Below are 6,565 nucleotides of genomic sequence, written 5' to 3'. Positions count from 1 at the left end.
TGCACCCCCGGCTCCTGCCTGGTTACGGGAGGTCCCCGCGGTCCAGGTCCTGCGCCGGGCCTGGGTGGAGCAGTATCACCACGACGGTGAGGGGGTGCGCCAGACGCCGGCTTCTCGCCCTACGACCCCGACGCTCGCTACGGGACCAAGCGCGGCTCGGGCTGGTGCGGCTACAAGACCCACCTCAGCGAGACCTGCGAACCGGACGCCCCGCATCTGATCACCCATGTCGTCACCACGGACGCCACCGTCGCCGACACCGAGGTCACCGAGGCCGTCCACCAGGGCATGGCCGCACGTGAACTGCTGCCTGATGAGCACGACGTCGATGCCGGATACGTCACGGCCGCGCACATCGTGGTGGCGCGTGACGCGCACGGCATCGAACTGCTGGGGCCGGTCGGGCTGGACACCTGCCACGAGAACTACGTGGGCGAGCACTTCACGCAGAGCGCGTTCACGATCGACTGGGAGGCCAAGAAGGCGGTCTGTCCCCAGAACAAGGTCAGTGCCAGCTGGTCCGACCAGCGCAAGAGCAGCGGCACGCCCGTCTCACGGGTGCACTTCACCGCCCAGGATTGCGCGGCCTGTCCGGTGCGGGACAGATGCACCAAGGCGGCGAACGGCAAGTGGGGCCGCAGCCTGACACTGCTGCCCCAAGACCAGCAGACAGCACTGGAGGACCGGCGCCGCGAGCAGTTGACCGACCAGTGGCAGCAGCGCTACAACATCCGCGCCGGGGTGGAGGGCACCATCTCCCAGGCAGTCCGGCGCACCCGCATCCGCCGGACCCGCTACAGCGGCCTGCCCAAGACCCACCTCGGACACATCTTCGCCGCCACCGCCATCAACATCATCAGACTCGACGCCTGGCTCAAACGAGACACCCCTCGGCGGAACCCGCACCTGACGCCTCGCCCGACTCCAATTCACCGCCTGACAGCAGGATCACACCAGCGGTTTACGCATTTCCCAACGGAGTCGTGAACGAGGGGGATTCCTACAGCTCGCGCCGTGGGGTTTTCTGCTTCACCGCCGACTGCCCGCCCGGAGAACTCCGTTGAGGTCTTACACCGGCTCCACAGACAGACGCCGCCAGCCTGGCGGCCAGAAGGTTCTTCGCCGCGTTCACGTCCCGGTCATGGACCGCACCGCAGCCGCACGTCCAGGTACGGACACTGAGCGGCATCTTTGCTTGCACGCTGCCGCAGACGGAGCACAGCCTGGAGGAGGGGAAGAAGCGGTCCACCGCGATCACGTCCCGCCCGTACCAGGCCGCCTTGTACTCCAGCATGGAGCGCAACTCGCTCCAGCTCGCGTCCGAAATGGCCCGGGCGAGCGTGGTGTTCTTGACCATGCTGCGCACGGTCAGGTCCTTGATCACGAGCGTTTGGTTGTCACGCACGAGCCGAGTGGTCAGCTTGTGAAGCAGATCCCGGCGCCGGTCGGCAAGCCTCGCGTGAATCCTGGCGGCCTTGCGCCGGGCTTTTGCCCGGTTGGTTCCGTCGCCCTTGGCCTTGCGGGACAACTTGCGCTGGGCCTTGGCGAGACGGGCGCGGTCACGGCGCTCGTGCCGGGGGTTGGCGATCTTCTCCCCGGTGGAAAGGGTCACCAGATGGTCCAAGCCGACATCGACGCCGACCGCCGCATCGGTGGGGGGGAAGCGGTTTGACCCTGGGGTCCTCGCAGAGCATCGAGACGAACCAGCGTCCCGCGGCGTCCTGGGAAACGGTGACGGTGGACGGCTTCGCCCCTTCGGGCAGCGGCCGGGACCACACGATGTCCAGCGGGTCCGCCATCTTCGCCAGAATCAGTTGGCCGTCGCGAAAGCGGAACCCGCTGGTGGTGTACTCCGCCGACTTGCGTGACTTCTTCCGCGACTTGAAACGCGGGTACTTGGCCCGCTTGGCGAAGAAGTGGGTGAACGCCGTCTGCAGGTGCCGCAGCGGCACCGACGACACGTCATTGAGGAACGCCAGTTCCTCGGTCTTCTTCCACGCCGTCAGCATCGCCGATGTGGCGTGTAGTTGACCCGCTCCTGCCGCGCCCACGCCTCGGTACGGGCGGCGAGCGCCAGGTTGTAGACCTTCCGCACACACCCGAACGTGCGCGACGGCTCCGCTGCCTGCGCATCACTCGGATAGAAGCGGTACCTGAACGCCCGCTTCGCATGGGTCACGGCCACGCCCACAAACTAGCCAGACTCGCAGATCAAGATACAACCTGCCGGTCAGGGCATCCTCCCCCGGCTCAAGCCGGGAGTATCCACGAAAGGACTCCGATGAAAGCCTGCTCGGTCCCGGGCGACCCCGTACGCGAGAGGCCACACAGACCCTCACGCGCCGGTGATCAATACCAGCGGCACTTCCCGTACCCGCAACTCCTCACAACCGGTCGTTCACGCCCCCTCGTCGGCGGTGCATCCAGCAAACTTGGTCACCGAGTCCATGGCGGCCTCCTCCCAGCCAGCCCTCGTAGCGTCGTATGGCGGGGTCCGCGGGGCGGTGTAAACATGGAACTGGCGCCTGTTGGACGGCGCCTCTCGGCGCGCGGACCGGGCGAAATACTCCCGCGTCGTGCACCGCTACGCGCAGACTCTGCGCCTGCTCCTCCCGCACCGGAAACCTGACTGCCACCCGGCGGCAGAGCGTTCCGGTATCTCGCAAAGGGAGGGGAGCGGGCCCTTCACTCTTGCGAGGAGGGATGGTCATGGCCAAGCGTCTGGTCGTCTACTGCGACGGAACGTGGAACTTCGCCGACCAGCCGAGCAAGACCAACGTGACCAAGGTCGCCCTGTCCGTGCACACGGGGCCCGCTGCCGGGAAGGACCAGCGCCTCTACTACCACAGCGGCGTCGGTACCCACCGGTGGGAGCGCCTGCGCGGCGGCGCGTTCGGCGTCGGTCTGTCCCGGAACGTCATCGACGCCTACCGCTTCCTCGTCGAGACGTACGAGCCCGGCGACGAGTTGTTCCTCTTCGGTTTCAGCCGGGGCGCGTTCACCGCCCGCAGCCTGGCGGGCCTGGTGCGCAATTGCGGCATCCTGCGGCAGGATCACGCCGCCCGGGTCAAGGAGGCGTGGGCCCTCTACCGCGACCGAATCGAAAAGCCGAGCGGCGCCGCCTCCACGTTTTTCCGCCGCTCGTACGCGTACGAGACTCGCATCCACTTCATCGGGGTGTGGGACACGGTCGGTGCCCTCGGCATCCCGGCTGTGGGCCCCAGGTGGCTCGAGCCGGTCGTGACCCGGTTCAACCGCCGCTGGGCGTTCCACGACACCGAGCTGAGCAGTTGGGTCGACGCGGCTTTCCACGCGCTGGCCATCGACGAGCAGCGATCGGCGTTCAAGCCGACGCTGTGGCACCAGCAGCCCGGTGCCGCCGAACAGGGCCAGAGACTGAAGCAGGTGTGGTTCGCCGGGTCGCACTGCGATGTCGGTGGCGGCTTCAAGGAGACGGGGCTGTCCGACATCGCCTTGCTGTGGATGGTCGACCAGGCCCGCAGCTGTGGGCTGGAGTTCGATGCCAAGGCGCTCAGCGCCGCCGGGCCGAGTGAGATGAAACCGGACGAGAGCATCGACTTCCGTGTGCAGCCGGACCCCATGGGCAACCTGCACCCCTCGCGGACGGCACTGTACCGACTCCCCAAGCCGCTCCACCGGCCCATCGGACAAGCCACGGACGCCGAGGGCGGGCTCGACGGGAACGAGTTCCTGGCCGTGCAGGCCAAAGAGCGCTACGACAAGGACCCGGACTACCGACCGCCGAAACTCGAGCAGTATCTCGCCGATCAAGGGCAGGTCAGACTCGACCCGTAACTTCTTCCAGTACGGAAGCAGTACACCAATTACATGGCATTCATGCCGGTATAGGTCCATTTCAGCGCAGGACGCTCCACGGCGGGAACAGCGAAGCCAGCACACGACCACGAGGAGAGTGCCACCATGCCGATGCTGCTGATCACAGGCATGTACAAGATCGTCGGAGCGAGTCCCGACGGTGACTCCGTCCGCTTCTACCCCGACAACCCCGACCATTGGGACCTCCTGCGCGGGCGCCGGGTACGACGCAACCGCAGCGGCGGCGCACAGCTCCGGCTCGACGGCATCGACACCCTGGAAACCCACTACCGCCCGCCCCGCGGGCCCGAACTGCACCAGCCGGCCCCGTTCGCCGGCCAGGCCGCAGACGAACTGCTGTCCTGGCTGGGCTTCGACGACGTGCAGCGCAACGCCCACGGAATCGTCACCGACGCAAGCCCCGCCTCCCGGCCCGGCTACATCCTCACCCGCAGCGCGGACGTCCACGGCCGCTGCGTCGCCCTCGCCGGCCGCGGCATCGACGCTCCGGGCCGCAGCGGCACGTTCCTGACCGTCACCCCGGAACATCTACGCCAAACGGCCAATCACCACCAGCTCACTGAAGGCCTGGCCTACCCCACCTTCTACCGCAAGCTGTTCGTCGACCTGCGGCAGGAGATGAACACAGCGTCGCAGCAGGCCCGGCAGGCCGACACAGGACTGTGGCCCAAGGATCAGAGCCAAAGCGGGGCGAAGGTGGAGGGGATCTCCACCCTCACCGACACCGCGGTGCTGCTGCCGAAGTTGTTCAGGCGGCTGGCGGACTACCTCCAGCTCAACGACGGCGACCCCTCGCTGGAAGGCTTCCCCGACTACCTCGAGCAGCGCGAGGACCGGCTGTTCATCCTCTCCACCGGGCAGTGGACGGGATTCGACACCATCGTCAAGCTCACCAACGGCAACACCATACGGCTCACCCATAACCCCGAAGACCTCGTCTTCGACGAAAAGTAACCGACCGGGCAGCAGCCCGATTTCGGCAGTCAACGGCCTTCCCCACCTGCATGGACGACCTGCCCGCTCTGCGCGGGTTCGTTCAACGGCGTCGGTCAGGCAGGACCTCGACGCTGTCGTCGCTGGGCTCAGCCTCCGCTACAGCTCCGGTGTGGATTCCGGCAGTTGCCCGAACCGACCGGCGACGGGCCGGCCGGCCGGCCCGAGCACGTCGCGCCGGCGGACCGGATGCGGGTCGTGACGGAGCTGACGACCTTCTGTCGCTGGCGCGGGCCGCTTCCAGTGCGCCGCCACGGACGATCGCCGGGCGTCTCCTGGATGCCGGACACAGCACCACACGCAGGCGGTGATTGAGCGTCAGACGCCGCTGTCAGTGCCTCCCCATAGAGTGAAGACATCACTCGGGGAGCCTCGGAGGGGGAGCAGAAACGTGTCCGCAAACAAGATCCAGCACAAGGTGAATCACGTCGCGCTGGTAGTGGACTGTTCGGGTTCAATGCGTCCGCACCAGAGTCAGCTCATTCGCGTTGTGGACGAGTTCGTGGCGGGGTTGAAGGCCGAATCGGACAGCCTCGGCCACGAAACCCGGATCAGTCTCTACTCCTTCGATCATAAGGTGGAGAACCTGGTCTGGGACATGGACGTGAAGCATCTTCCGTCCATGCGAGGGCTGTATCAGGTCAACAATGGCGCTACGGCCCTCATTGAGGCTTCTCTGAAGTCCCTGGACGACCTGGGCCATATCTGGGAGGAATACGGCGAGCACAGCTTCCTCCAGATCGTGGTGACGGACGGCGAGGAGAACGCCTCCGGCGGCGACAGGCGGCACGACGGCGACATGGCCATCCTTGGCCCCTGGCTCGACAGGATCACAAAGAAGATGAGCGGGCTTCCGGGCCACTGGACCTCCGCGATCCTCGTTCCGAACTCCCTGGCCAAGCGGACCGCCCAGAACTACGGTTTCCCTGCCGGGAACATCGCCATCTGGGATGCGGATTCCCAGAAGGGCGTCGAGGAAGCGATCGGCACCGTGCGCGCTGCCGCCACCAGCTTCCTCCGCGGGCGAGAGCAGGGGGTGCGCGGCACGAAGAACCTGTTCGCCGTCGGTCAGGACATATCGGTTGACGAGGTGCGGGCGAAGCTCGAACCGATTCCGGCCGACAAGTACCGGCTCCTGAAAGTCGATAAGGAGGTCGAGATTCGCCCCTTCGTCGATTCGCATCCGGGCGTGACGTACGAACGTGGTTCGTGTTACTACCAGCTGGGCGCCCGGGCTCAGGTTCAGCAGAACAAGGAAGTCATCGTGGTCGAGAAGGACACCGACCGCGCCTATACGGGCGACGCGGCGCGCAGCCTTTTGTTCGGTACGGGTGTCCAGGGGACCGTCTCCGTGAAGGCGGGGAACAACCCCAAGTTGGAGGTTTACGTACAAAGTCGTTCGGTGAATAGGAAGCTCAAGCCGAAGACGCGTCTGCTCATCATGCTCTGAAATCAAAGAGCGACGAGCGGGGGGCTCGGGAGCAGCCTGCTCCCGTTGCTGGACACTTCCCGTGAGCAACAGATGTCGCCCCGTGCGGTCACCGGCGGCACGGGGCGGCGCGAAGGCCGGGGGTTGGAACTGCTGCCGGTTTGCTGAGCATGAGTGACTTCTGCCGGGCAAGCGGTTCGGCAACGAGACGATCCGCGTCACCGACACCGGCCGGCTCTCGGTCAAGCTCCCGGCCCCGCTGGCCCACCTGGCCAACGCCCCGCA

At 66.4% G+C, this 6,565-nt stretch carries 3 protein-coding genes and 2 pseudogenes; 4 read left to right on the top strand and 1 reads right to left on the bottom strand.

Features of this window, described 5'->3' with window-relative positions; all coding sequences use genetic code 11:
• Positions 1–186: 186 nt before the first annotated feature.
• Positions 187–987: pseudogene (locus tag ACFYO2_RS49405) on the top strand (transposase); the annotation flags it as partial.
• A gap of 13 nt (positions 988–1,000) precedes the next feature.
• On the opposite strand, the pseudogene ACFYO2_RS49400 reads toward ACFYO2_RS49405, so the two are convergent.
• Positions 1,001–2,185: pseudogene (locus tag ACFYO2_RS49400) on the bottom strand (RNA-guided endonuclease InsQ/TnpB family protein).
• Positions 2,186–2,709: 524 nt separating this feature from the next.
• On the opposite strand from ACFYO2_RS49400, the gene ACFYO2_RS49395 reads away from it, so the two are divergent.
• From ACFYO2_RS49395 to ACFYO2_RS49385, 3 genes are all read left to right on the top strand, one after another.
• A complete protein-coding gene (locus tag ACFYO2_RS49395; RefSeq protein ID WP_388364032.1) occupies positions 2,710–3,816 on the top strand; it encodes a DUF2235 domain-containing protein in 1,107 nt (368 codons plus the stop codon).
• A gap of 126 nt (positions 3,817–3,942) precedes the next feature.
• The gene (locus ACFYO2_RS49390; RefSeq protein ID WP_388364029.1) at positions 3,943–4,812 is read left to right on the top strand and encodes a nuclease; all 870 of its coding nucleotides are present in this window, start codon (positions 3,943–3,945) and stop codon (positions 4,810–4,812) included.
• A 430-nt stretch (positions 4,813–5,242) separates the two neighbouring features.
• Positions 5,243–6,301, top strand: coding sequence for a VWA domain-containing protein (locus ACFYO2_RS49385; RefSeq protein WP_388364027.1), 1,059 nt, complete (start codon positions 5,243–5,245; stop codon positions 6,299–6,301).
• Positions 6,302–6,565: the final 264 nt, after the last annotated feature.

This window comes from Streptomyces sp. NPDC006602, assembly GCF_042870385.1.
In the GTDB taxonomy this organism is placed as follows: Bacteria; Actinomycetota; Actinomycetes; order Streptomycetales; family Streptomycetaceae; genus Streptomyces.
This window is presented reverse-complemented; position numbering and strand designations above follow the sequence as displayed.

Bases quoted from the DNA above. Each gene is read 5' to 3' on its own strand.
- ACFYO2_RS49390 (WP_388364029.1), top strand. From the start codon at position 3,943: ATGCCGATGCTGCTGATCACAGGCATGTACAAGATCGTCGGAGCGAGT.
- ACFYO2_RS49395 (WP_388364032.1), top strand. From the start codon at position 2,710: ATGGCCAAGCGTCTGGTCGTCTACTGCGACGGAACGTGGAACTTCGCC.